General features: G+C 64.0%; 20 protein-coding genes and 2 pseudogenes. 10 read left to right on the top strand and 12 right to left on the bottom strand.

Going from position 1 to position 21,101, the window contains the following annotated elements:
* Nucleotides 1–29: 29 nt before the first annotated feature.
* Both ABIF91_RS11315 and ABIF91_RS11310 read right to left on the bottom strand, forming a co-directional pair.
* The gene (locus tag ABIF91_RS11315) at nucleotides 30–1,298 is read right to left on the bottom strand and encodes an IS256 family transposase (protein ID WP_038952271.1); all 1,269 of its coding nucleotides are present in this window, start codon (nucleotides 1,296–1,298) and stop codon (nucleotides 30–32) included.
* Between the two features lie 359 nt (nucleotides 1,299–1,657).
* Entirely contained in the window at nucleotides 1,658–2,458 is an 801-nt protein-coding gene (locus ABIF91_RS11310; RefSeq protein WP_028182440.1) for a class I SAM-dependent methyltransferase, read from the bottom strand.
* A gap of 409 nt (nucleotides 2,459–2,867) precedes the next feature.
* Between ABIF91_RS11310 and ABIF91_RS11305 the strand changes: the two genes are divergently transcribed.
* On the top strand, nucleotides 2,868–3,896 hold the full coding sequence (locus ABIF91_RS11305; protein ID WP_028182437.1) for a glycosyltransferase family 2 protein: 1,029 nt from the start codon (nucleotides 2,868–2,870) through the stop codon (nucleotides 3,894–3,896).
* A 28-nt stretch (nucleotides 3,897–3,924) separates the two neighbouring features.
* Here ABIF91_RS11305 and ABIF91_RS11300 read toward each other — a convergent pair.
* Nucleotides 3,925–4,410, bottom strand: a pseudogene (locus ABIF91_RS11300) (IS630 family transposase); the annotation flags it as partial.
* Nucleotides 4,411–4,473: 63 nt separating this feature from the next.
* On the opposite strand from ABIF91_RS11300, the gene ABIF91_RS11295 reads away from it, so the two are divergent.
* On the top strand, nucleotides 4,474–5,700 hold the full coding sequence (locus tag ABIF91_RS11295; protein WP_038960272.1) for an IS256 family transposase: 1,227 nt from the start codon (nucleotides 4,474–4,476) through the stop codon (nucleotides 5,698–5,700).
* Between the two features lie 69 nt (nucleotides 5,701–5,769).
* On the opposite strand, the pseudogene ABIF91_RS11290 reads toward ABIF91_RS11295, so the two are convergent.
* Together ABIF91_RS11290 and ABIF91_RS11285 are read right to left on the bottom strand one after the other, a co-directional pair.
* Nucleotides 5,770–6,360 (bottom strand): annotated as a pseudogene (locus tag ABIF91_RS11290) (IS630-like element ISRj1 family transposase); the annotation flags it as partial.
* A gap of 42 nt (nucleotides 6,361–6,402) precedes the next feature.
* Nucleotides 6,403–7,386 carry a glycosyltransferase gene (locus ABIF91_RS11285; RefSeq protein WP_028180464.1) on the bottom strand — a complete coding sequence of 328 codons (984 nt, stop codon included), beginning with the start codon at nucleotides 7,384–7,386 and terminating at the stop codon, nucleotides 6,403–6,405.
* 318 nt (nucleotides 7,387–7,704) lie between these two features.
* Between ABIF91_RS11285 and ABIF91_RS11280 the strand changes: the two genes are divergently transcribed.
* Together ABIF91_RS11280 and ABIF91_RS11275 are read left to right on the top strand one after the other, a co-directional pair.
* Nucleotides 7,705–9,057, top strand: a complete 1,353-nt coding sequence (locus ABIF91_RS11280; protein ID WP_028180463.1) for an O-antigen ligase family protein — start codon at nucleotides 7,705–7,707, stop codon at nucleotides 9,055–9,057.
* A 119-nt stretch (nucleotides 9,058–9,176) separates the two neighbouring features.
* The gene (locus ABIF91_RS11275; protein WP_035676996.1) at nucleotides 9,177–10,322 is read left to right on the top strand and encodes a GNAT family N-acetyltransferase; all 1,146 of its coding nucleotides are present in this window, start codon (nucleotides 9,177–9,179) and stop codon (nucleotides 10,320–10,322) included.
* A gap of 288 nt (nucleotides 10,323–10,610) precedes the next feature.
* Here the strand turns inward: ABIF91_RS11275 and wrbA are convergent, their stop codons facing one another.
* Entirely contained in the window at nucleotides 10,611–11,210 is a 600-nt protein-coding gene (gene wrbA, locus ABIF91_RS11270) for an NAD(P)H:quinone oxidoreductase (RefSeq protein WP_028180461.1), read from the bottom strand.
* 137 nt (nucleotides 11,211–11,347) lie between these two features.
* Nucleotides 11,348–12,046 (bottom strand): pirin family protein, encoded by a 699-nt coding sequence (locus ABIF91_RS11265; protein WP_028180460.1) that lies wholly within the window; start codon nucleotides 12,044–12,046, stop codon nucleotides 11,348–11,350.
* Between the two features lie 168 nt (nucleotides 12,047–12,214).
* Between ABIF91_RS11265 and ABIF91_RS11260 the strand changes: the two genes are divergently transcribed.
* Complete coding sequence (locus ABIF91_RS11260) at nucleotides 12,215–13,150, top strand: LysR family transcriptional regulator (protein WP_028180459.1); 936 nt, start codon at nucleotides 12,215–12,217, stop codon at nucleotides 13,148–13,150.
* Between the two features lie 61 nt (nucleotides 13,151–13,211).
* Here the strand turns inward: ABIF91_RS11260 and ABIF91_RS11255 are convergent, their stop codons facing one another.
* The gene (locus tag ABIF91_RS11255; protein WP_028180458.1) at nucleotides 13,212–13,469 is read right to left on the bottom strand and encodes a hypothetical protein; all 258 of its coding nucleotides are present in this window, start codon (nucleotides 13,467–13,469) and stop codon (nucleotides 13,212–13,214) included.
* Between the two features lie 91 nt (nucleotides 13,470–13,560).
* On the opposite strand from ABIF91_RS11255, the gene ABIF91_RS11250 reads away from it, so the two are divergent.
* Nucleotides 13,561–13,704 carry a hypothetical protein gene (locus ABIF91_RS11250; protein ID WP_155251974.1) on the top strand — a complete coding sequence of 48 codons (144 nt, stop codon included), beginning with the start codon at nucleotides 13,561–13,563 and terminating at the stop codon, nucleotides 13,702–13,704.
* Nucleotides 13,705–13,706: 2 nt separating this feature from the next.
* Here ABIF91_RS11250 and ABIF91_RS11245 read toward each other — a convergent pair whose 3' ends face one another.
* Nucleotides 13,707–15,179, bottom strand: coding sequence for an autotransporter outer membrane beta-barrel domain-containing protein (locus ABIF91_RS11245; protein WP_424579154.1), 1,473 nt, complete (start codon nucleotides 15,177–15,179; stop codon nucleotides 13,707–13,709).
* Between ABIF91_RS11245 and ABIF91_RS11240 the strand changes: the two genes are divergently transcribed.
* The 3 genes from ABIF91_RS11240 to ABIF91_RS11230 all read left to right on the top strand — a co-directional run bounded on the left by ABIF91_RS11240 (nucleotide 15,142) and on the right by ABIF91_RS11230 (nucleotide 18,100).
* The gene (locus ABIF91_RS11240) at nucleotides 15,142–16,479 is read left to right on the top strand and encodes a hypothetical protein (RefSeq protein WP_424579153.1); all 1,338 of its coding nucleotides are present in this window, start codon (nucleotides 15,142–15,144) and stop codon (nucleotides 16,477–16,479) included. The two genes, ABIF91_RS11245 and ABIF91_RS11240, sit on opposite strands and share 38 nt — an antisense overlap.
* A gap of 83 nt (nucleotides 16,480–16,562) precedes the next feature.
* Nucleotides 16,563–17,546: an AraC family transcriptional regulator gene (locus ABIF91_RS11235; protein ID WP_028180455.1), complete on the top strand. Its 984-nt coding sequence runs from the start codon at nucleotides 16,563–16,565 to the stop codon at nucleotides 17,544–17,546.
* A 203-nt stretch (nucleotides 17,547–17,749) separates the two neighbouring features.
* Nucleotides 17,750–18,100, top strand: a complete 351-nt coding sequence (locus ABIF91_RS11230; protein ID WP_028180454.1) for a hypothetical protein — start codon at nucleotides 17,750–17,752, stop codon at nucleotides 18,098–18,100.
* Between the two features lie 103 nt (nucleotides 18,101–18,203).
* On the opposite strand, the gene ABIF91_RS11225 is transcribed toward ABIF91_RS11230, so the two are convergent.
* The 3 genes from ABIF91_RS11225 to ABIF91_RS11215 all read right to left on the bottom strand — a co-directional run bounded on the left by ABIF91_RS11225 (nucleotide 18,204) and on the right by ABIF91_RS11215 (nucleotide 19,882).
* Complete coding sequence (locus ABIF91_RS11225; protein WP_028180453.1) at nucleotides 18,204–18,671, bottom strand: YbaK/EbsC family protein; 468 nt, start codon at nucleotides 18,669–18,671, stop codon at nucleotides 18,204–18,206.
* 38 nt (nucleotides 18,672–18,709) lie between these two features.
* Nucleotides 18,710–19,441: a haloacid dehalogenase type II gene (locus ABIF91_RS11220; protein WP_028180452.1), complete on the bottom strand. Its 732-nt coding sequence runs from the start codon at nucleotides 19,439–19,441 to the stop codon at nucleotides 18,710–18,712.
* Nucleotides 19,442–19,522: 81 nt separating this feature from the next.
* Nucleotides 19,523–19,882: a winged helix-turn-helix transcriptional regulator gene (locus ABIF91_RS11215; protein ID WP_028180451.1), complete on the bottom strand. Its 360-nt coding sequence runs from the start codon at nucleotides 19,880–19,882 to the stop codon at nucleotides 19,523–19,525.
* Between the two features lie 165 nt (nucleotides 19,883–20,047).
* On the opposite strand from ABIF91_RS11215, the gene ABIF91_RS11210 reads away from it, so the two are divergent.
* On the top strand, nucleotides 20,048–20,782 hold the full coding sequence (locus tag ABIF91_RS11210; protein WP_424579358.1) for an SDR family NAD(P)-dependent oxidoreductase: 735 nt from the start codon (nucleotides 20,048–20,050) through the stop codon (nucleotides 20,780–20,782).
* Nucleotides 20,783–21,101: the final 319 nt, after the last annotated feature.

Genomic DNA, 21,101 nt, shown 5'->3' with positions numbered 1-21,101 from the left:
TATGGCTGATTTTGGGTGACGCGGCCTGATCAGGCGGCGTGGCTTTCAGTGTTCGGAATGACTTCGATTCCGTCGATGAACTTTACACCGGCGATGACTTTCGGCAACTGGTTCGTGCTCTTCAATCGCCGCCAGGTCTTCGATGCGGCGTCGATGAGCTTGAACACCATCAGCTTCGCAGTTTGTTGCGACAGCGATCCCTTGGTCCGCACCGTTCGGTGGCGCACCGTGGCGAAGACGCTCTCGATCGGGTTCGAGCTGCGTAGGTGGATCCAGTGCTCAGCAGGGAAGTCGAAGAAGGCGAGCAGCGCATGGCGATCCTTGATCAGGCACTCCACCGCACGTCCGTATTTGACGTGGTATTTCTCGACGAAGACGTCGATCGCGGTTTCAGCTTCGGCCCGGTGTGGGGCCAGATAGATGTTCCGCAGGTCGTTCTTCATGGGGCCCTGCACGGATTTGGCGACCTTGTCGAGTACGTTGCTCACTTTATGGCACCAGCATCGTTGGTGCCGCGTGCCGGGAAAGGCCTCGTCCAGTGCCTTCCAGAAGCCGAGGGCGCCGTCGCCGATGGCGAGTTGCGGGGCAATCCGTAACCCGCGTTGCCGCAGGTCGATCAGGAGTTCGCGCCAGCTCTGCGCGCTCTCGCGCACGCCGACCTGGAAGCCGATCAGCTCCTTCTTGCCTTCCGGCGTGGTGCCAATCAGCACCAGCATGCATTCGCTGTGATCTTCCATGCGGGCCTGCAGGTACACGCCATCGGCCCAGATGTAGACATAGCGACGCGCCGACAGATCGCGTCTCTGCCAGCGTTCGTACTCGACCTGCCAATCGGCCTTCAGGCCGGCGATCACCGAAGGCGACAGGTTCGGCGCATCCTTGCCGAGCAGCGCCGAGAGCGCCTCCTGGAAGTCGCCGGTCGAGATGCCGCGCAAATAGAGGACCGGGATCAAGGCATCCAGGCTCTTCGTCCGCCGCGCCCATAGCGGCAGGATTGCCGAACTGAAGCGGAGGCGGTCGCCTGGCCCGCTCGCTCCGCGGTCGCGGACCTTGGGACGAGCGACCTCCACCGGACCGATGCCGGTCGCAATCTCGCGCACCGGACCGTGCCCATGTCGGACCAGGCGCGCTCGACCGTCGGGCAGCGTCAGATTGGCCGTGCTGGCCAGAAACGCGCCAACCTCGATCTCGATCGCCCTGGCAAGCAGGTCCCGCGCGCCGGCACGAACGATATCGGTCAGTGGATCATCAACCGCGGACGGCTGACGGAAAGCAAGAACATTGGTAGTCTCGGTCATGGCGTATCGCTCTCCTCGAGAGGTTCTGGCAGGCTCGTCACCCGCCTCGATACGCCGCCTTCCTCACACCGTCATCACCCAGATTCCGCCATAGCTCGCGTGAGGGGTTACTCTTCGCTTTACGCCACGCACCCGGCATATGGGTGCCCAATCAACGCAACAGGGAAAATTAACCATACTCGCTGAGGGACTATTCACGGAAATGGCAAACAAAGCGTTTAAGCGCATGCCACCCCTACGCGCGTCCTCGTGACGCTCGCGATACCGGGATCTTCCAGGGATTAACGATTCGTTACCGCGCGCAGCGTGGTCTCGAGCCGTCGCTCGTCCAGCAAGGGGCCGGGCACGCGTCATGGCCGTCAGCGCTTCCGCAGGATGACATGATAGTCGCCGCGACGGACGTCGGTGCCGCGCGGCAGCACGGCGTTCAGCACCGCGGCGCCGGCGTCGACCAGGGCCGCAAACAACGGCTTGCGCCGGCGCATCTCGGGATAGCGCGGACTCTCGACCTCACGACGATAGATCATCTCGAGGCCGTTGGCGGTCGCGAATGCCTCGAGCCGGGGCAGCGTCACCAGCGGATGAAAGAACGTCGGGAACGGCGGCTCACCGGGCAGGCCGGCGTCCTTGATGCCGCGGATGTGCCGGTAGAACCAAACGTGAAACCAGTGCGGCGAATACTTGGTGACGACTCCGGAGAGCGAGCGCGGATTAGGCGCACCGATCAGGATCATCCCACCGCGCTTGAGCGCGTCACGGAAATTCAGGAGCGCCGCGTCGACGTTCGGCAGGTGCTCGATGACGTTGTAGCAGATCACGAGGTCGAAGGTCTCGCGCCCGAAGCGGTAGGTCTGGACGTCGCCGCGGATCGCCTCGTCGGCGTAGGTGTTGTTGCGGACCTGGTCCTCGTCGATGTCGACGACCGTGACCTTGCTGCGGCTCAGCAATTCCGGTGGCAGAACGCTGCACGAGCCGCCGCCGGCTTCATAGATGGCGAGCCGGTCCTGCGGCAACTCGCGGCGCAGCACGTCGTGGACGGCGAGCAGGCTGTCGCGGGCCTCGCCGGGGACGAGATCATGCAGCGCCTGGGTGGGTGTTGTAGCCCCGGAGACATTGATTGCCGTGGCTGTCGCGAAGTCGATCGTGGCTGGCTTGTTCATGATTCTCTGACCGCGCTTGTTCTATTCAAATTTACAGGAAAAGACTCGCTCGCCCGAAGAGCAAATCCGATGCCGCGCCGTCTCACTGATCGCAGTGCTTACGGTCGGGTTAATGCGTATAGGCGTTAACTACGGCATTGTTCATGCTGAGACGTTGTCGGCACACTGGGACCGCGAATTGCACTAACACGCGTGCGAGGTTTTGCGGCAGAAACACGCGAAGGCGGTTAAGTGCATGGTGTCGTTCCAGGATGACTGGAGATCACCGGGATGGCGTGGCGGATGTGCCGCGCGCCGATTGGTCATTTTGGCACGCATCTGTCCCGCAGCGACGTGCCATCGCGGCACGAGGCCGATCCGCGCGATCGAAGCAGGGCTTTCTCAACATATCTCGGCCATCTAGGACGTCATGACATTGATCCCGACAGACCTGTCCGCCACGCGCATCTCGGACGTCGTGTGCGATCCCAACCGGGAGATCCTGGCGAGCTCCCGCGTCATCGATCTGTCGGTAGGCATTGTCGTCTGCATTCCCTGTTTCCGGCGCCCGCAGCATCTGCGGCTGACCCTGGACTCGCTGGCGAGCCAGCGTACACCCCGCTCCTTTGCCGTCGTCATGGTCGAGAACGACGCTGCGCGGCGCGAGAGCGCGCCGGTCGCCGCTGAGTATCTCGCCGATGGCCGGCTCCAGGGCGTCTGCCTCGTCGAGAAGCGGCAGGGGAACTGCCAGGCGATCAATGCTGCGTTCGAGACGGCGCAGGGGCTGTTTCCCGCCGCGACCCGTTTCCTGATGATCGACGATGACGAGATCGCTTCACCCGACTGGCTCGAGCTAATGGTCCGCACTGCGGAGGCGACCGGTGCCGATGTGGTCGGCGGGCCGGTGCTGCCGGTCTTCGACGACGACAGCAAGCCCTGGCTTTCGCGTCATCCCGCCTTCTGTCCCGCCTACGATTACAGCGGAGCGGTGCCGCTGATCTATGGGTGCGGCAATTGTCTGATCACGCGTGCCGCCTTCGAACGGTTCGATCGTCCCGCGTTCGACCTGCGTTTCAATTTTCTCGGCGGCGGCGATTGTGATTTCTTCGTGCGGTGCCGTGACGCCGGCATGCTGTTCCACTGGATGGCGGACGCCGTCATTACCGAGACCGTGCCGCACAACCGCACCAGCCTGGGCTGGATCGCAAAGCGCGGCCTGCGCATCGGTGCGATCAACTATCGTGTGCAGTACAAGGCCGCACAGACCACGGCGGCGCGTGCGCGGGTGTTCGCGCAGATGCTTGGGCGGGTGCCGCTGTCGCTGGTCCGCGCCGCAGCCTTGCTGAGGTCGTCGAAGGCAGTCGTCGCGATGCATCCCGTGATGGTTGCGCTTGGCGCGGCCCTGGCGGCCTTCGGGCTCGAGCCGAGGCCCTATGAGGCCTCGAAGATCGTGTCTTGATGCCGCGGCGGCGGACTAGTACCCGGAATCAGAGCTGAGTGATACGGCGGCCTTTGAAACGGCGTTGACGGACCTTTTTCTTGGTCCAGACGAAGGGCTCGGCTCTGTCGTTGTATGCGTTGACGTAGGCATCGATGTGTTCCTGAAGCTGCTTGAGGCTCGTGAAGGAGGTGCCGCTGAGCGACTGCCCCTGCAAGATGGAAAACCATACTTCGACCTGATTGAGCCATGACGCACTTGTCGGCGTGAAATGAAATTGCACGTTGGGGTGGGCCTTGAGCCAGTCCTCGTTCTTTTTATGGGTGTTGAGGTTGTCGAGGATGACGTGAAGCTTGCGGTTCGGAAAAGTCGCGGTGACGCTGTTCATGAAATCGAGAAACTCGACGCGGCGCCGGCGTTTTGAATGGGTCGCGATGATCTTTCCGGTGGCGACTTCGAGCGCCGCAAACAATGTTGTGGTGCCATGCCGCTTGTAATCGTGGCTTTGGCCGGTTAAGGCGCGGCCATTGGGCAACGAGGGTGTCAGTAACTCGGTGTAAGATGGTTTCTGTGAGTTTACCTTTGACAGGAGACTCACATGGCTACGGATTTTTCACCTGAGATTTTGGACCAGCTTCTTGCCGGGGGCAGCCTCAAGCCAGAAGACTTAGCCGGCGAAGACGGGCTTTTCAGACGACTGAAGAAGGCGCTTCTGGAGCGCGCACTGGGTGCGGAGCTGACCCACCACCTTGGCTATGAGAAGGGCGACCCGGCGGGCCGCGGGTCGGGCAACAGCCGCAACGGCACAAGCAGCAAAGCGCTGTTGACGGACGACGGCGAGATCGAGATCGAGGTGCCGCGCGACCGCGCCGGCACGTTCGAACCGGTGATCGTCGCGAAGGGCCAGACCCGCTTCGACGGCTTCGACGAGAAGATCATCAGTCTCTACGGGCGGGGCATGACGGTACGGGAGATCCAGGGCCATCTGGCCGAGCTCTACGGCACCGAGGTGTCCCCCGATCTGATCAGCAAGGTCACCGACGCGATTCTCGACGAGGTCCGCGAATGGCAGAGCCGGCCGCTGGAAGCGATCTATCCGGTGGTCTTCTTCGACGCGCTCAGGGTCAAGATTCGCGATGAGGGGATGGTCAAGAACAAGGCAGTCTACGTCGTGCTGGGCATCACTGCATCGGGCGAGAAAGACGTGCTCGGGCTTTGGATCGAGCAAACCGAAGGCGCCAAATTCTGGCTCAAGGTCATGAACGATCTGAGGAACCGCGGCGTCGCCGACATCCTGATCGCCGTCGTCGACGGTCTGAAGGGCTTTCCCGAGGCGATCAACAGCGTCTTTCCCAAGGCGATGGTCCAGACCTGCATCGTGCATTTGATCCGCAACAGCCTATCCTTCGTGTCCTGGAAGGATCGCAAGGCGATCCTTCCCTCGATCAAGGCGATCTATCATGCCGAGAATGCCGACGCCGCTCTGCTCAGGCTCGAGGACTTCGAAGCCGAGTGGGGCAAGCGCTATCCCGCGATCGGGGCGGCCTGGCGCCGGGCGTGGGAGCACGTCATTCCGTTCTTCGCCTTCGCGCCGGAGATACGCAAAATGATCTATACCACCAACGCGGTCGAGGCGCTGAACCGTTCGCTGCGCAAGATCATCAAAACACGCGGCAGCTTCCCCAACGACGAGGCGGCGATGAAGCTGCTTTACCTCGCCATCAGAAATGCCGGCATCCATTGGCGACGACCGGTTGCATGGACGGCCGCAATGGGCCAGTTTGCCATCCAGTTCGGCGAGCGCTTTGCAGGCTCAGCGGACTGACCCCATGGGGTCAGTCCGCTGACCCCGCAAACCCCTCACAGAGACGCTCTTACACAAAACTTCTGACACTCCCTTGGGCAACTTCAGATAACCCTGCGCTCGCTCCAAAGCCTGGATCGAGGGCTTCTCGTCCACGCACAGCACAATGGCCTTCGCCGGCGGCGCGACATAGAGGCCGACAACATCGGCGGCTTTGGCCGTAAAGTTCGGGTCGTTGCTCTCGCACCAGGACTTGCGAGCCATCAGGTCAATCTTGTGGCTGCGCAGGAACCGCCAGACATATTGGACATCGACATCGCCCAGCGCCTCGGCCAGCAGGGGGCCGGTCCAGCGCGCAAACCCTTGCGGTGGCGGCTTATCCAGCAGCTTCAGAATCCGCTTGTCGGTCGTCTTCGTATAGATCGGCTGCTTGCCAGGCCGCGGCTTGTCTTGCAGCCCTTCAAGGCCATGGTCGGCATAGCGATGCCGCCAAAGGCTGACAATCCGCGGCTGGACCCCAACTTCCTTGGCGATCGACCGGGTGCTGCGCCCATCCGCCGCCAACAGAACTATCCGCGCCCGCTTCAAATCGCGCTGCAACGTCACCGGTGAGCGACAGCACGCCTCAAGCACCTTGCGATCTTTCCTCGAAAGGTGGACTTCTCTTGCTTCGGGTATCATCCCGACCTTGAATCACGACTCACGTTCCAAGAAAAGTGGGTACTAGATGCCGAAACGGGCGAGCGCGACCCTCATCGCGGCGCGTGGCAGCGATCTGAGCGACAGCCGGCCGATCATCGCGAGATAGGCGAAGGCTTCGCGATATCTGCCGAAGCGAACCGCTTGCATCGCCGAATAGGTGACGAGATGAATCTCGGCGGCCTGTCGCAATCCGCTCGCCGTGCCCTCGGGGAGTCGCGCCAGGATCAGCCCGTCGTCGAAGACCCGCGCGACCGCAGGCAGGAAATCCTGCGGGGTTCGCACCGCCGCGTTCATCGTGTTTGACGTATGCAGGCGATAGTCGAGCAGAAGTTTCGGCGCGAATGCGAACTCGCCGATCGCTGCAAGGCGGCACCAGCAATGCCAGTCCTCGCAATATCTGAGCGAGACGTCGAAGCCGCCGACGGCGCGGAAAGCGTCCGCACGTGTGAGCACAATGCCACCGTTGACGATGAAGTTCCCGGCCGTGAGCTGCACCAGCACGTCGCCGGACGGCTTGCGGCGTCCCTTCAACAGGTCGCGCCGGCCGATCTGCCGTCCTTCGCCATCGATCGTATTGTAGTCGCCGTAGACGAGAATCGCGCGCGGAGCGCCGCGCGCCGCCGACAGCAGCGCCGCGACCGCACCGGGCCGCAGGCGGTCGTCGGCATCCAGGAAGAGAAGCCACTGGCCGCTCGCATGCCGGGCGCCGAGATTGCGTGCCGCCGACACGCCGGCAGCGTCGTTGTGCAACAGGCGCAGCCGCGGATCGCGCACGGCGCGGACGATCGCCACGGTATCGTCGGTCGAGCCGTCGTCCACGACGATCACCTCGCCGACATCGCCTTGCCTCAGTGCGCTCGCGAGGGTTTCGCCGAGATAGGCCGCTGCGTTCTTGGCAGGAATGACGACGGACACCGCGACCGAATTCGCCGGCAGCAGGCTGCGCAGGCCTGCCGGCGCGCGCGGCGCAACCGGAAGTTCGAGAACGTCGTCGGCGGTGATCAAGCGGCGGCTCGTCTTTTAATGGACTGTTAACCAGGGCGCATCTGCCGCGCTTGCCAACGCCAGCATAGGCAACCTCGGCCGTTGCGGATGATATCCCCATTACGGTCGAAGCGTTGCCGCGAAGGTCTGCGCGGTGCCGGTTTCGTGTATTAGCGTTAAGCCGTTGCCATCGAGCCGGTGCCAAATCTGGAAGAGTGCGGCCGCGGCCCGGCGGCACCAGTGTCCGCCATCGTCGCGATGCTGGTTGACGAAGGGTTAACGGGGATGAGCTAGAACCTGGAGCTTCCCCGGCCCCACCACCTGCCCATGGATTGCAGCTTGGATCGCAGCGCCGCTGACATCACCGACGTCGAGACCCGGTCGTTCGGCCACGTCCTGCGCGATGGGCTCGCGAGGCTGAATGCCGCGCACGCGGCGCGCTGCCTCGTCGCCGTCGCGGCGCTGCTGCTGGTGCTGGTCACGCTCGATCCCTTCCCGGACCTGCGCAATCCCGACCTCGTCACCGTCGTCGGCGGACGCATGGCGTTGACCTACATCTCCTTCGGCCTCCTGGCTGCGGTCGCGGTTCTGCTCGCCGCCGCCACCGACGCTCCGTCGCTGAGGACCCTGGTGACGCCGTTGCACCTCTGCCTCGTCGGCTGGCTGCTGATCAACATCGCCTTCTCCGAGAACCGCGGGGTTTCGCTCCAGCGGTTCGTGCTCGCGGCCAGCGTGACCTCGCTCGCCGTCTTGCTGCCGTTGCTGCCGCCGACGCAGCGCAGCTTCAACCTTTGCCTGGGTATCGCCGCGCTCGTGCTGCTCGCGTTCTGCTATCTCGGCGTCTTTCTCGCGCCGCAATACTCGATCCACACGGCCCTCGACATCACCGAACCGCAACTTGCCGGCGACTGGCGCGGCAGTTTCGGACACAAGAACGTCGCCTCGCCGGTGATGACCATCCTGGTCTATGTCGGCATCTACCTGTCGGCCGTCGGCTCCTTCGTGATGGGCCCGGCGGTCGCAGCGCTGGCCGGCATCTTCCTGATCTTCACCGGCGGCAAGACGTCCTCGGTGCTGTGCCTTGCGATCTACGCTCTCGCCTCCCTGGTCTATGTCACGCCGGGCCTGTGGCTGAAGCGGATCATCTGCTTCGTGCCGCTGATCCTGATGAACCTGTTGACGGTCGGCAGCGTCCTCAGCCCGGCGCTCGGGGCGATGACGCGGCTGCTTCCGCTCGATCCCACCTTCACCGGCCGTTCGGCGATCTGGGAGTTCGCGCTCGCGGCCGTCGCGGAGAAGCCGATCATCGGCCACGGCTATGCGGCGTTCTGGGACGACGTGACGGCGCGGCAGACCGCGCAAGGTGCCGAATGGGCGACAACTGCGGCGCACAGCCACAACAGCTATCTCGATCTCGCGGTCACAATCGGCCTGCCGGGGCTGATGCTCGTGATCCTCACCTTCGTGGTCGCACCGCTCGGCAACTTCCAGACGGCCCAGGCCCACAGCCGCAGCGGCGCTCTGGCGAAGCTGTTCCTCACCGTGTGGTTGTTCGGCCTGTATTACGGGGCCACCGAGACCTTCCTGCTCGACCGGCAGAATCCGATCTGGTTCATGTTCGCGCTTGCCGTGGCCGGCCTGCACTTCCTGGCAAGGTTCCAATGCGTCGAGCAGATAGAGCCGAAACGCTGACAGCTTGTCGCAGCCAAGTCGCCGGTGACACCGGCTTAACGATAAGCGGCGAGGTTGCTTGTGGTCTGCAGCAAAACATAATCTATCGGGAAACATTCAGTAGTCGTATGTCCAGCGGAATGACGTTTCTCAGCGTCGAGCAACTAGACGGCCAGGTGTCCAGCACGTCGGGAATCGCAATCGATTTCGCGCGTGACTGGCGGCACGTGGCCTCACGCCTGAGCACCGGGCACCGCACCGCGTTCCAGCATGTCTACTGGCTCGATGCCTGGTACGAGGCGTTTCGCGACGTCTCCCCGCTGATCGCCGTGATCTTCGATGTCGCCACTGGCAAGGACATCGCGATCGTGCCGATGATCAGCCATATCAGGCGTGGCATCCGTATCGTCGAGTTTGCAGACCTCGGGGTCTCCGACAACAATGCGCCGATCCTGGCGCTCGATGCTGCGTTGGACGCGGAGACGACGGATGCGATCAGCGACGCGCTGATCGACGCTTTGCGCGCGTTGCCCGATCGTTTCGATCTGCTCCGCCTGAGGAAGATGCCGGCGCAGGTCGGAGGCAAGCCCAATCCGCTGGTGTCGCTCGGGCGGATCGGATCCTCCTCGCTCAATGGCAATCTCGTGCTGATGGGCGATGACTATCGCGACTACCAGGCCGCGATCAAGCGCCTGCAGATGCCGCGCTGCTGGCGGGTCTTCAGCCGCCATGCCGGCGCGCGCTTCGAGATCGCCACGGACGTCGGGCGCGCGCATGAACTGCTGGACGTGATGGATGCGCAGCAGCAGGCGCGCATGCAAAAGCTCGGCTCGCCGTTCGTCCTCAACGACGAGACCCATGCGCGGTTCTATCGCGAGGTCGTTCGCCAGGGCGTCGCGGAAGGTTATGCCATTGTCTCGGCGCTGGTGTGCGACGAGGGCGTCGTCGCCACCGCGCTCGGCGTCAAGCATGGCGCGACCTATATCCTGCTGCGCATCAGTCACGCCAGCGATGCGTGGTCGAGCTGTTCGCCGGGTCTGCTCGTCACCGAGCGCACCATGGCCGCGCTGCATGTGCAAGGCATCCGCCGTTTCGACCTCAGCATCGGCAACCAGGACTACAAGCGGCGCTTCGGCGCCGAAAAAGTGCCGCTGACCGATGTCAGCGTGGCGCTGTCCTGGCGCGGTTTGCCCTACGCGTGGCGCGACCACGCCGCGCAGGGCCTGCGCCGCTATCCGAGGCTCGCCGCCCTCACGGCGCGGGCGATGGGCAAGGGAATTCGATAAAGAGTGCTGCAGGGTGCAACGTTTGCGTCGTTCGAACAGCCTTACGATCCCGTGCAACTGGCACAGCGAAGCCGGCCGCGTGAGGCGCGGAATAGGCTGCGACAATACCAGCGACGCGCGAGTGCTTGTGCGGGCTTGCGGATCATCTGCGCGATCAACAAGAGTTCGAAGGCCATTCGTATCGTTCTTTGTCGAGTATTCCGGTCATAGATGGGGCGGCATCCTCGAATGAGAATGCCGCCCGAGTCGCATCAGCCATGCAGTCGGTCGTAAGCTGAACTGCGAGGCTCAGCCGTGCAGCTTCTTGGCGGTCTCCGCGATCTGGCGCCCCTGATAGCGTGCGCCGGCGAGCTCGTTGGCGCTGGGCTGGCGGCTGCCGTCGCCACCGGTGATGGTGGTGGCGCCGTAGGGTGCCCCGCCGGTGACCTCGTCGAGCTTCATCTGGCCGGCGAAGCCGTAGTTCATGCCGACCACCACCATGCCGAAATGCAGCAGGTTGGTGATGATCGAGAATAGCGTGGTCTCCTGGCCGCCGTGCTGGGTCGCGGTGGAGGTGAACGCGCCGCCGACCTTGCCGTGCAGCGCGCCCTTGGCCCAGAGCCCGCCGGCCTGGTCGAGGAAGTTCGCCATCTGCGAGGCCATCCGGCCGAAGCGGGTGCCGGTGCCGACGATGATCGCGTCGTAGTTCGCGAGATCCTCGATTCTAGCGACCGGCGCGGCCTGGTCGAGCTTGTAGTGCGAGGCCTTCGCGACCTCGGTCGGCACCAGCTCCGGCACGCGCTTGATGTCGACGGTGGCGCCAGCTTCGCGCGCGCCTTCGGCGACGGCATTGGCCATGGCTTCGATATGGCCATAGGCGGAGTAGTAGAGGACGAGAACTTTGGTCATGGTGGTCTCCGTTGGGTGGGGTTTGACGGTTGGTTTGGGAACGTCATGCCCGAGGCTTGTCCCGGGCATCCACGCTCTGTTCGACGGCGGATTTTGCGGGGATGGCCGGGACGAGCCCGGCCATGACGAGGAGATGGTTACGCCGCGTCGACGAGCACGAGTTCGGAGTCTTCGAGCGCCGTGATCTTCAGCTTGGCCTCGTCGCGGATCGCGGCGCCGTCGCGGGCATTGACGCGGACGCCGTTGATCTCGACGGAACCCGCCGCGGGCACGAGGTAGAGATGCCGCGACTGCTGCGGTTCGTACTCGGCGCTCTCGCCGGCCTTCAGCGTTGTGGCGAGCACCCGCGCATCGGCGCGGATCGGCAGTGCGTCCGCATCGTCCTCGAAGCCACTGGCGATGGTGACGAGCCTGCCGGAGCGGTCCGCCTTCGGGAACGGTTTCGAGCCCCAGGTCGGCTGGCCCCCTCGCGCGGTCGGCTCGATCCAGATCTGGAAGATCCGCGTCCTGGTCGGCTCGAGATTGTATTCGGAGTGACGGATGCCGCTGCCGGCGCTCATCACCTGCACGTCGCCCGCTTCAGTCCGGCCCTCGTTGCCGAGGCTGTCCTGATGGGTGATTGCGCCCTCGCGCACATAGGTGATGATTTCCATGTTGGCGTGGGGATGGGCGGGAAAGCCGGTGTTCGGTGCGATCTCGTCGTCATTCCACACCCGCAAGGCGCCGTGGCCCATGTTGTTCGGGTCATAGTGGCTGGCGAAGGAGAAATGATGCTTGGCCTTGAGCCAGCCATGGTCGGCGCCGCCGAGTTCTGCGAAAGGTCTCAGTTCGATCATCTTGCAATTCCCTGACGTGAATGGGCCGCGGTTCCGATCAGCGCCGAACCCGCCGTCGACATCGGTCCTGAATTTCTGATGACCCTTGGATAAGCCCGTCTATGTGGTGTAGAAATAGAAACTGTTGAAACTCATTGTTTCCTTAACCGCCCTCTTAAGGTCGCTCGCATGGCAAAACTCCCCGATTTCGAGGCCCTCGCGATTTTCGCGAAAGTCGTGGAATTACGGTCGTTTGCGGGGGCTGCGAGCGAGCTGGCGATGTCCAAGGCGACGGTGTCGAAGGCAGTGACCCGGCTGGAGGAGCGGCTCGGCGCGCGGCTGTTCAACCGCACCTCGCGCCGGCTCGCGCTGACCGATGCGGGGCACAAGCTGGCGGAGCGCGCGACGCGCCTGCTCGTCGATGGCGAGGCGGCGGAGAACGAGGCGCTGGCGCAATCGGTCGCGCCGCGCGGGCTGGTGCGGCTCGCCGTCCCCATGACGTTCGGCATCAAGGCCGTGGCGCCGCTGCTGCCGGAGTTCTTCGAGGCCTATCCGGAAGTCTCGGTCGATCTGCACTTGAGCGATGCGACCATCGATCTGATCGGCGAGGGTTTCGACATGGCGGTGCGGATCGCGCGGCTGCCGGACTCTTCGCTGATCGCGCGGCGGCTCTTCACCATGCCGCGCTACACGGTCGCCGCGCCGTCATATCTGAAACGCCACGGACGGCCGACGCATCCGATGCATCTCGCCCAGCACAAGTGCTTCAGCTACGCCTATCTCTCGACGCCGAACGTCTGGCACTACACCAATTCGGCCGGCGAGCAGGCCAGCGTACGCCCGGGAGGACAGCTTCGCGTCAACAACGGCGAAGCCGTGATGCCGGCACTGATCGCCGGCCTCGGCATCGCCGAGCTGCCTGAATTCATCGTCGGCGAAGCCATTTCCTCCGGCGAGGTCGAAGTCATCCTGAAGGACTGGACGCAGGCCGAAGGTGCCGTGCACCTGGTGACGCCGCCCGGCGGTCCGCGTCCCGCCCGGGTCGAGGCGCTCGGCGATTTCCTGGCGGCCAAGCTGCCGGGCACCTGCAAGCGGCGGACGCGCGGAAAGGCGAAGGCGTCGTAGAACGAGCACCTTCAACGACCTCGATTGCTTCGTCGCAAGAGCCTCGCAATGCCGGTGCTGACTACGATACCTCCACGCCGTCGATCGCGACAATTCGCAAGCTCGGCTTCAGCGTTTCTTCCAGCTGCGACTTCAATTCGTGAACGCGAGGGTCGTTCGAACGCTTCGCGCACACCGCATATTGATGGACGGATTGCGCCAGCGCGCGCCGCGCTTCCGGTGTTCGCGTCAGCTCGGGCTTTGAAAGCCGCAAGACGATCGCGGCGAGATTCACCAGCATCTCGTCCAACGCGAGGTCGATGGTTCCAACATTTCGCATCGCTCACTCCCTCGGGAGGGCAACAGCGGGTCCCCGGGAGGCGTTCCTGGCTCCCCCGAATATGGTTACCGTTTCGTAAACATCTCGCTTCTTGCCCATCGCCGCGCCAGGCTGGAGCGAAACGAATCTTCATGACTGGACGCAATATCAGGATGCGCAGTCCGTGGCACAGCTCATTGCGGCCGGCAGCGCGCGTCTGATCGCGGCAGTTCAGAAGATCGGCAAGGTGGAGTAGTCCTAGAACACGGTGCGCAGCACGCCGCGCACCGTGTGCCGGTCATATCCCGGCGCAAACGCGCCCTCGTAGGACGCCTTGAATGAGGTCGCAGTCGTGAAATCCCACCGGATCTCCGCGCCGGTGAGCGCGACCGTCCGCGCGCGTTCGACACCGGTGATCGCGAAGGGAATGCCGGGGGCCCCCTCAAGGGCCGCCGTGGTGGACGCCGCGCTGCCGGTAAATTCGTGGCGGACGGCGAGGGTCGCGCCGAATTGTGCCGTCTGGCCGTTCGGCATGATCACTTGGTGATGGGTGCGCAGGCCTGCTGTGCCATAGGCAACGTCGAAGCTGCCGGCCTGCACCAGCTGGTTTACGCCCGGTGCACCCGTTTCGGATAGACTGCCCTGCCGTGTCGAGTACCAGTCGGCCTTGGCGAACGGCTCCGCCGTGAATCCCCATCCGGTCGCAAAGGGGCGTGCGATGCCGAGCGAGGCGGCAAAGGTGTTCGCCCGCGAGGAGGCGGTCGCACCGAGGAACGCGATCGAGCGAGAGGATTCGAGCGCCGCGAAGGAATAGCTGATGGCGGATGCGAGATTGAAGTCGCCCCTCTCGCCGCGCGCGTAGAAGCCCACATGGCCGGCATTGGCGTCGATCCGGTCGGCACGGCCGGCCATCCGCAGCTGGCCGGTCGATGCGCCGACCGCAACGCCTGCCGTGAAGCCAGGCATGTGCCAGAGATCGGCGCCGAGCGCTGCGCCCGCAACGGTCGTGTTCGTTCCGAAGGCAATGCCGCTCGCCGCCACCTGGTCCCAATTGCCGTAGCCGCCGAACCAGACGCTCCGCGCCGGCGTGGGGCGCTGGCCAACGAGGGCCTTGCCGATCGGATCCGCCGGCTCCGGGGCGTAGGCGGTGGCCGACATGCGCAGGGTTTCGCCGCGCGACTGCGTGCCCGCATTCCACATGAAGCTCTGGAACATGTCGGCCTGATCGGCAACGAAGCGGCGTCCATCGGCGTGAACTTGACCGGCAAGATCATCGAGGCCGGCCCTGATGCCGGACGCATTGAGTGCGGCGAGCGTGTTGATCGCCGTGGTCAGCGTCCCCGATGCGCCGCCGAGCTGTGCCTGGTCCAACGCGCCGGCCACCGCGGCCTGGTTCGGCGACAGGCCCGACAGCGTGCCGAAGCCACCAATCTGCTGAAGGATGAAATAGACGTTGTTGACGTCGTAGCTGAGCTGGCCCGAAACCAGCGGGCTGCCCGAGGTCGTGAGGCTGGCGAAACTGCCGCTGACGCCGCCCGTCGCGGTCAGGATCGTATACTGGGTGTTGGCGATGAAGCCCGCGCCGAGCGGCACGATCTGCACCGTGCCGCCGTTGAGCGTCGCTGTCCCGGTCGCTGCGATCCTGTCGGACTGGCCGGCGGGGTTGATCTCGACCTGGAAGGTCGAGCCGGGGTTGAAGGTGACGTTGCCATTGACGTACCATGCCGGCATTGTTGACGGCGATGCCGCCGACCGTGCCGGTGCCGCCGAGATAGCCGCCATTGATCGTGACGACCGAGGGCAATGTGCCGTTCACGATCAGGCCGCCCGCGTCCACCGTCGTTACGCCGTTGAAAGCGGTGGTGCCGGTCAGCGTCCAGACGGAGTTGCCGTTCTTTTTCAGTTGCTCGAACTCGTCATATTGCAGGCCGGGGCCGAGAGTGCCGAGGTCGAACGAGGCGCTGCCAACGCTGCCGAGGTTCAGCGTGTCGGTACCGCTCCCGCCGCGAACATTCCCGGTGATCGTCGCGCCCGGAGCGAGGCCGAGCAGATCATCGCCCCCATTCAGCTGGATCGCTCCGCTGCCGCCGCCCGAGATGGTGCCGGAGTTGAAGATGGTGTCGCTGCCGGAAGAGCCCTGGATGGCGATGAAGAAGCCGCCGGAGATCGTGCCGCCATTGATGAGTGTATTGCCGCCGGCGATGAATTGCACGCCGGTATGGCCGCCGCCGATCGATCCGCTGTCATAGACGAGGATGGCATTGCCGCTCGACGTCCCGCTGATCCGAAGTCCCGTCGTGTTTGCTCCAGTGCCGACTGCGGTCCCGCGAATGTTGATGAGATTGTCGTTCGAATTGTCGATGACGATCGCCGCCTCGGCATTGCCCGTACCCTCCGCGATCCCACCGGCCGCGATCGTCACATTGTTGTGGATCGATCCGTTGGAGAGCAGAACCGCTCCGCTGTAGGTCGAGGCTGTCGCCTGATTGTTGACGGTGATATGCGAGCCGATGGTGCCGTCGAAAACGACCGCAGGTATGCCTGCGCCCGGCAGCAGCGATGTCGTCGTGCCGTCGCCGACGTTGACCTTGACGTTGCTGCTGCCGGTGGCGTTGATGTGATCGGTGTTGCCGACGCCGGTGCAGGTCGCCACGTCGCCCGAATTGAGCGCGCCGATCGTGCCGGTGCCGGCCACGGTGCAGGCGGCGAGAGCCTGACCGGGGATCACGACAAGAAGCGAGACCAGCGCCAGCGCGGTGGTGACGAGCAGCTTGTTGCGCAGGGCAGAGGCCCTTGTGGTGCTATGTGCGCAGGTCGGTATAGCATTCGACATCGACGATTCCCTCATTCCAGCACAATTGCTAGCGGGGACGTCGTCGCGATTCTTGGCGCTGTGCGAAATGCCTTATGGCGAAAGGCGCAAGACGCCGGTTTGCGCCACCCCTGTTGCGGCGATGCCACGGACTGTGCCGCCAGCGGGGCGGCGCGTCGCCACGGGAAGTGGACTAAAGCGCAAATTCAGTTGGCCTGAGGCGCAACCCCATCTGAAGCGTGTTGCGCGCTGCAACAAACGCGATATTGCTGGGTCCGGAATGAGCTCGGAGACGCGCTTTCATGGCGGCCGATGACCAATCGATCCATGGCGCGCCGCGCCTCGGCTATACCGGCGAACCGCACGGGCCGGCCTATGAGGTCTGGCGGGAGGAGTTTTGCCGCCGCGTGATGGCAGCCGATCTTGCGCCCTTGTCAGACGGCTCGTTTCACTGCGACGTCAAAGCGTTGATGTTGCCGCAGGCAACGATATCCTTCTGCAACGGCACGCCGATCAGGTTTATGACGCTCGCCGCCAGCGACAATCTGGCGTTACTGATGGCGCCGGATTCGCGGTTGCAAGCTGTCATGGGCCGTCGTGCGCTCGAGGTCGCGCCGCTGGGCATCAGTCTCATCGACGCCTCTATCAAGGGCGCATTCGTCGCGCAGCTCGAGAAAGGCAGCAACAAGGCCGCTTTGTTCGACCGCAGGACGCTGCTGTCGTATTGCCCCGATGCCGAAGACAGCGTTGCGAGGCCGCTCGATCATGACCCCGCGCTCACTGCGCTGCTGCATCGATATTACGACTTCGCGGTTCAGCACGCCCCGGGACTCGATGCGCTGGCGCAGCACGCCGTTTCACAACACCTGATGGATTTGATGGTGCTGGTGCTCGGCGGCCGGCGCGACGCCACCGAACAGGCAAAAGAGCGCGGCCTCGCCGCGGCTCGGCTGGAAGCCATCAAGGCCGATATTCTGGCACGGCTCGGCGACGGCGGGCTCACGCTCGCCGACCTCGCGCGGCGCCATCGCGCCAGCCCTCGCACCATTCAGTTGCTGTTCGAGCGCAGCGGCGTCACGTTCTCGGAGTTCGTGCTGGAGCAGCGGCTACTGCGGGCGGCACGGCTGCTGTGCGATCCGATTCATCGGGCGGGCAAGATCAGCGGCATCGCCCATCTCTCCGGCTTCAACGACGTCTCGTATTTTCACCGGACATTTCGGCGGCGTTTCGGCATGACGCCGATGGACGCGAAGGCGCGGCACGCGGAAACGGGCAACAAGCCGTAGTCGGAAGGACGTCTTCGGTCCGTCCGGGACTGGAGCGGTGGCGCGGGCGTCGCTGCCGCTGACAGCGCGGCCAGTTGCGGCGGTGAAGAAGATCGGCAAGGCGGAATAGGTTCCTGCAGACCTTTCACATTTTTTTGTTGGTCCAGAACCGGCTCTCGCCTCATTGATTGAAGAGATTTGTCGGATTCGAGAAGGACCGAGACATGCGAGCAGAGCGGATTGTGCTGGGTGTGGCGCTTGCGGTTGGCGGCATCGTTGCGCAGGGCGCAGCATTCGCTGAGGAATACCGCGGCACGATGGAACAGCAGATGGCTTGTACGCCCGATGTATGGCGTCTGTGCAGCGACCAGATTCCCGATGTGAATCGCATCACGGCTTGTTTGCAGCAGAACACGCCGCAGCTCTCAAGCGGCTGCCGCGCGGTGTTCCAGTCCAACAACCAGATGCCGCAACAACAGGCGGTGCCGCGCAATCGCGCCGCTCCGCCTCCGCGTTACAACGCGGCGCCGCCACCTCCGCCCGCACAGCCGCAGCCTTACGACGAGGATGACTAGCCGCTCGGAAGCATGATCCGGAAAAGTGCGCGGCTTTCCGAAAGGATTGTGCTCAAACAACGAGCTCGATCGAGATGACGATTCGTCCTCATCTCGTCGCGATTTAGGGACGATGCTCACAGACATCGACCCACTCGGCGGCGACCAGCTCGGCCAGCCGATCAGGCGTGATCCGCACCGCGCTGTGGGTCGAGCCTGCGGCCGGAACCACGACGTCGAACGCCTTCAGCGAGACATCGCAGTAGATCGGCAGGGGCGATTTCAGACCGAAGGGGCAGACGCCGCCACCCTCGTGCCCGGTGATGTCGGCGACTTCCTCCAGACCCAGCATCTTCGGCTTGCCGCCGAACTGCGCCTTCACCTTCTTGTTGTCCATGCGTGAGGTGCCGGCGGCGACGATCAGGATCACGCGCTCGCCGATCCGCAACGACAGCGTCTTGGCGATCCGTCCCGGCTCGACACCATAGGCTTCGGCCGCCAGCGCCACGGTCGCGGAGCTGATTGGGGATTCGATGACGGAGATATCGGGGGCTTTTTCGGCGAAGAAGGCGCGAACGGATTCCAGGCTCATTCCGGGCAGCTCATTGCAATCTCACGGGGCGGCGACCCTTAAGCGATTCCCGGCAGCTCGGAGAGCGCGCGAACGCGGTGGTCCGGCGCAAAGCCAAGCTCGTCCATCTGGGTGCGGATCGCCTTGAACATGGTGAGCGGTGCCACGAGTTCGTTCTCGACGCAAGCCAGCGCCATGGCTTCCGGCGTCACCCGCTCGATCCAGGCAACGTTCAATCCGAACGATTTCGCACCAGCGACGTCCCAGGGATTGGAGGAGACGAACAGAACCTCGTTCGGCGCGGTGCCGAGGACCTCGCCGATCAGCTCATAGGCCTGCGGGCTCGGCTTGAAGATCTTCTTCGCGTCGACGCTGATGGTGGCATCGAGCAGGTCATCGAGGCCCGAATTGCGCACGAGCGCATTCAGCATGTCCGGGCTGCCGTTGGAGAGGATGGCGAGCTTGCGCGGCTTCAGCGCCGTGAGCGCTGCCGTCGCGTCCGGATAGAGATCGAGCTGCAGATATTTCGCGATCACGCGCTCGAATGCGTCGTTCTCGTAAGCGAGCCCCAATATTCGCAGCGTATAGGCGAGGGAGTCGCGGGTGACCGCGGCAAAATCCTGGTAGCGCCGCATCAGCGAGCGCAGCCAAGTGTATTCGAGCTGCTTGATGCGCCAGACCTGCGTGATGATCTCGCCATAGCCCGGAAACGCATCCTCAGTGATCTCTGCGACCGACTGGATGTCGTAGAGCGTTCCGTAGGCGTCGAAGACGACGGCTTTCATGCTCAATTGGCCGTCCTCCGGGATCATTGCGCGCGCAGGGGACTATACCCGCCGCCGCGATATCGATCCAAGGTCCAGCCGATCAGTTTACCGTGCCCTGGTGTTCCAGGTCGCCCGCTCGGCGAACACCTGGCTGACCTCCGCCATATGCTCCGTGCCCCAGGAGCAGAGCGGCACCAGGGCCTCGGCCAGACTGCGGCCCAGAGGCGTGAGGCTGTAGTCCACACGCGGCGGCACCTCCTTGTAGTCGGTCCGCTTGATCAGACCGTCGGCCTCCAGCTCCTTGAGCTGTTGGATCAGCACCTTGTCGCTGACGTCGCGCACGGCTCGCCGGAGCTCGCCGTAGCGGGTCGGGCCGTCCTGGGCGAGGAAGTACAGGATCAGCGGTTTCCATTTGCCCGAGATGACCCGCAAGGTCGCATCCAGGCCGCAAGTGAAGCCGGGCAGATTCGGCGTGCAGCGCGCTGGACGTCGGCTTGAGCCTGCGCCGATGGGGAGATGAGGTCTGGACGATCTCTCGACATTTTTTTTCGGGCACTTACCAAAAGGTGCATACTTGTCGATAGGTGGGTACGCCGCCAGCTCAGTGCAACCTTAGTGAAGGAGCACATCATGAGCAGACCAGAAGGCAAGACGGCGGTGGTGACAGGCGGCGGAACCGGCATTGGGCTTGGAGCCGCCAAACGGTTCGTCGATGAGGGCGCGTTCGTCTACATCTTCGGGCGGCGGCAGGAGCCCCTCGACGCTGCCCTCGCGCAGCTGGGGTCCTCGGCGCGCGCCGTCAGGGGCTCGGTCACGGATCTGTCCGACCTCGACCGGCTATACGCGACAGTCAAAGCCGAACGCGGCGGACTCGACATCCTGTTCGCCAATGCCGGGACCGGACTGTTTGCGCCGCTCGGCGAGATCACGCCCGAGCACTACGATCACATCTTCGACGTCAATGTGAAGGGGCTGGTGTTCACGGTGCAGAAGGCCCTGCCGCTGATGCGGAAGGGATCGTCGATCATCCTGACCGGTTCGAGCACGGGCGTGATGGGGACCCCGCAATTCAGCATCTACAGCGCGACCAAGGCCGCGATCCGCAATCTGGCGCGCAGCTGGGCGCTCGACCTGCGCGGCACGGGCATCCGCATCAATGTGCTGTCGCCGGGGCCGACCAAAACGGAACTGGCGCTCGAGGTCGTGGGCGAGGAAGCATTTGATGCGCTCGGCAGCTCGACCCCCATCGGGCGCGTAGGCGACCCGAGCGAGACCGGGGCCGTGGCCGCGTTCCTGGCGTCCTCGGACAGCAGCTTCATGACCGGCGGCGAGGTCTTCGTCGATGGAGGCCTTGCGCAGGTCTGAGTGAGCATGAGGGCTTCGGTTGCTCGATCGAAGCCCTCGATGCTCCTTCGAAGGCGTGACGAGATGAGACGCGCTGCGCGCCCCGACGGAGCTGCGCTCCCTGCCCCCTTGTGGGCAGGGCTGTTGCATTTGAATTTTCGAGAGGCCGTCATGCCCGGGCTTGTCCCGGGCATCCACGTTCTTAGTGCTGCGTAGAAAGACGTGGATGGCCGGGACAAGCCCGGCCATGACGACGTGGAGAGGCTCGGTGCCCATAGCCCACATCTCATATGCGATAGCCCTGCCCTTGTGGGGAGGGAACGGAGAGAGCGCTACTCTT

Source organism: Bradyrhizobium sp. USDA 241, from assembly GCF_049739505.1.
GTDB lineage: Bacteria > Pseudomonadota > Alphaproteobacteria > Rhizobiales > Xanthobacteraceae > Bradyrhizobium > Bradyrhizobium liaoningense.
Note: the sequence above shows the minus strand (reverse complement) of the source record. Positions and strands in the feature narration are given on the sequence as shown.